General features: G+C 34.0%; 3 protein-coding genes, 1 pseudogene and 1 riboswitch. All 4 genes and pseudogenes read right to left on the reverse strand.

Annotated features, from left to right (window positions below):
* Positions 1-240: pseudogene (locus V7149_RS18885) on the reverse strand (ATP-binding protein); the annotation flags it as partial.
* 14 nt (positions 241-254) lie between these two features.
* Positions 255-956, reverse strand: a complete 702-nt coding sequence (locus V7149_RS18890) for an SDR family oxidoreductase (RefSeq protein ID WP_335347145.1) — start codon at positions 954-956, stop codon at positions 255-257.
* Positions 957-960: 4 nt separating this feature from the next.
* The gene (locus tag V7149_RS18895) at positions 961-1,779 is read right to left on the reverse strand and encodes a 6-carboxytetrahydropterin synthase (protein WP_335347146.1); all 819 of its coding nucleotides are present in this window, start codon (positions 1,777-1,779) and stop codon (positions 961-963) included.
* A gap of 15 nt (positions 1,780-1,794) precedes the next feature.
* Positions 1,795-2,364, reverse strand: coding sequence for a GTP cyclohydrolase I FolE (gene folE, locus V7149_RS18900; protein ID WP_335347147.1), 570 nt, complete (start codon positions 2,362-2,364; stop codon positions 1,795-1,797).
* A 126-nt stretch (positions 2,365-2,490) separates the two neighbouring features.
* Positions 2,491-2,577: riboswitch (cyclic di-GMP riboswitch) on the reverse strand.
* Between the last annotated feature and the right edge of the window lie 24 nt (positions 2,578-2,601).

Raw genomic sequence — 2,601 nt, forward strand, 5'->3', positions numbered from 1 at the left:
ATAATCATTTTTATTTTCTTTATTAAAAGTTGAAAACGATTTTTGACTCAATGAAAGATAAAAGAGTTGATCGACTTCAGTATTATTAAAATCTAGATATTGCCCTATCTTTTTCGCTAAATAGCCTCTATTAGTAATATAATTTAACTCTGAATATGAAAGGTCAGCAGGGAGAGATGGAACTTCAATTTTAGTTTTTTTATTAGGAGTTTTAAAAAAAGGTTTAAATAAACGCCTCAACCAATTTCCCTCCTTTACAGGATTCCTAGAGGTGGCATAATTGTTATCTCATCTATAAATGCTCCTTTTGGTTGACTAATAATATAAAGTAAGTGCTCCGCAACTGTTATAGTAGGAATCATTAGTGACAAGTCAGGTTTGGTTTCAAATGCTTCCCAAAAACTACTACTAACTGATCCAGGTATTATAGATGTAACTTGAACACCTTTTTCCCTTAATTCTGCTTGTAATACTTTTGTTAAACCTATAACACCGAACTTGGATGCAGAGTAACCCCCACATCCCGGTAATGCAGTCGTTCCAGCAATTGATGCAAGATTAAGTATGTGTCCATATCCTTGTTCAGACATGCGCTTCCCAAAGTATTTACACATAAGATAGGTTCCCCGTAGATTAACGGATACCATCTGATCAAATTCTTCGGTTGAAGAATCTATTATACTTTCAAACATACCCACTCCTGCACAATTAATTAAGACATCTACTTTTCCAAAATACGTTACTGCTTTTTCAAAAAAGGCTTGAACAGATTTTTCGTTATTTACATCTAATGGCAGTTCTAGTAGATGTTCCTCTTCTTTCACTTTATTGCTCCGGCTCCCTAGAACAAGTTTCGCACCTGAATTTCTTAATAATCTTGCTGTTTCATTTCCAATACCTTTACTAGAACCTGAAATAACAACAATCTTACCTTTTAGTTTCTGTTGGGATTCCATATAATTACTCCTTATCGGGACCATAGTATTCAAAGTAATTTTTTTCCGTTTCATACAAACCTATTTTATATAGCTTAGGAAGTTTTAAAGATAGTAAATCCCAAATGACTACTGCTACGTTTTCTGATGTTGGATTTAAATCTTTAAATTCTTCTGTATCAAGGTTTAAGTGTTTGTGATCAAATTTTTTTAATATTTCTTGATCTACTATCTTATCAATCTCCGTAATATTGGCTACCATCCCTGTAATCGGATCAAGATTTCCACTTACTGTAACTTCCAAATAGTAGTTATGACCATGACCATTTGGGTTGTTGCATTTACCGAAAATCTCCAGATTTTCCTCATTACTTAGAAGTTCACTATGTAGTCGGTGTGCAGTACAAAAATGATATCTCCTTGTTAATTGAACCATTGATGAATCCACCCTCTCTGAATATAAAAAATCATTTTCTCGTAATCGAATTTTATGTAGATGACAGTTATCAAATTTTCCTTCTAAAGAATCCCATAAAAAGTTCGTGATATTCTCAGTTGTTGGGATATTCTCTTTGAAATAATCATTTTCCTTATTCAAAAACTTCCCATCTAATTCCTTTTGAACGAGTTCTTTAACCACTTTGTCAATTTCAGTTATATTCACAACAATCCCAGAAGCACGGTCTAATTTTCCTTTTACCATAACCTCTAGAGTATAATCGTGTCCATGACCATGCGGGTTACTACATGGTCCAAAAACCATTTTATTCTGTTCTTCTGTCCATTCATCAATCCGATATGAATGAACCGCAGAAAAATACATTTTTCTTGATAGATAGAGCATGATAAGTTCCCCCTATTAATCTCTTAAGAGAGCTCGTTCAAATTCTTCTGCCAACGAGACATTCTCCTTAAATACACCTTTTTTTATTGTTGTAACTGTCGAGCTACCTGGCTTTTTTACTCCTCTTGCACACATACAAAGGTGTTGTCCCTCTACACTCACGATTACTCCTTCGGGTTTAAGTATATTCATGATTCCCTCAGCAATTTGTTGCGTCATTCTTTCTTGTACTTGAGGACGCTTGGATACAAGTTCTACTAGTCGGGCAAATTTACTTAATCCAACCACTCTACCGTTTGGTATATAACCAATATGTGCTTTACCAAAGAAAGGAATAAGATGATGTTCGCAAAACGTATAATACGAAATATCCTTAACTACAATTATTCCATCATATTCTTCCTCAAAAGTTGTTGTAAGAGCTGTCTCAGGATTAACCCCAACACCCGCAAATACCTCACCATACATTTTAGCCACACGCTTTGGCGTATCTAATAAACCTTCTCGATTAGTATCCTCACCTATTAAATGTAAAATTGCACGAATATGCTCCTCTAATAATCCCGTTTTCAATTCAACTGTCATATAAAAGTCTCCTCATAAAATTATTTGTAAAACAAAAAAACCCACCTCAAAGAGATCGGTGAGTGTCAATAATTTATAGTCTTTATAGTTATAAAGACAAAAAACTAATAAACATTTCCAATCCTTTTCGGTAACCCGGCGATCATAGTAATAAATTACATTAGACCCGTAGCTTTGCGTCCTTACCTTTCAGTAAGTTTGCCATTATCGAAGGCTATTCAATATTTTTAATTATTC

This window comes from Bacillus sp. JJ1503 (genome assembly GCF_036965125.1).
Taxonomy (GTDB): Bacteria; Bacillota; Bacilli; order Bacillales; family Cytobacillaceae; genus Cytobacillus.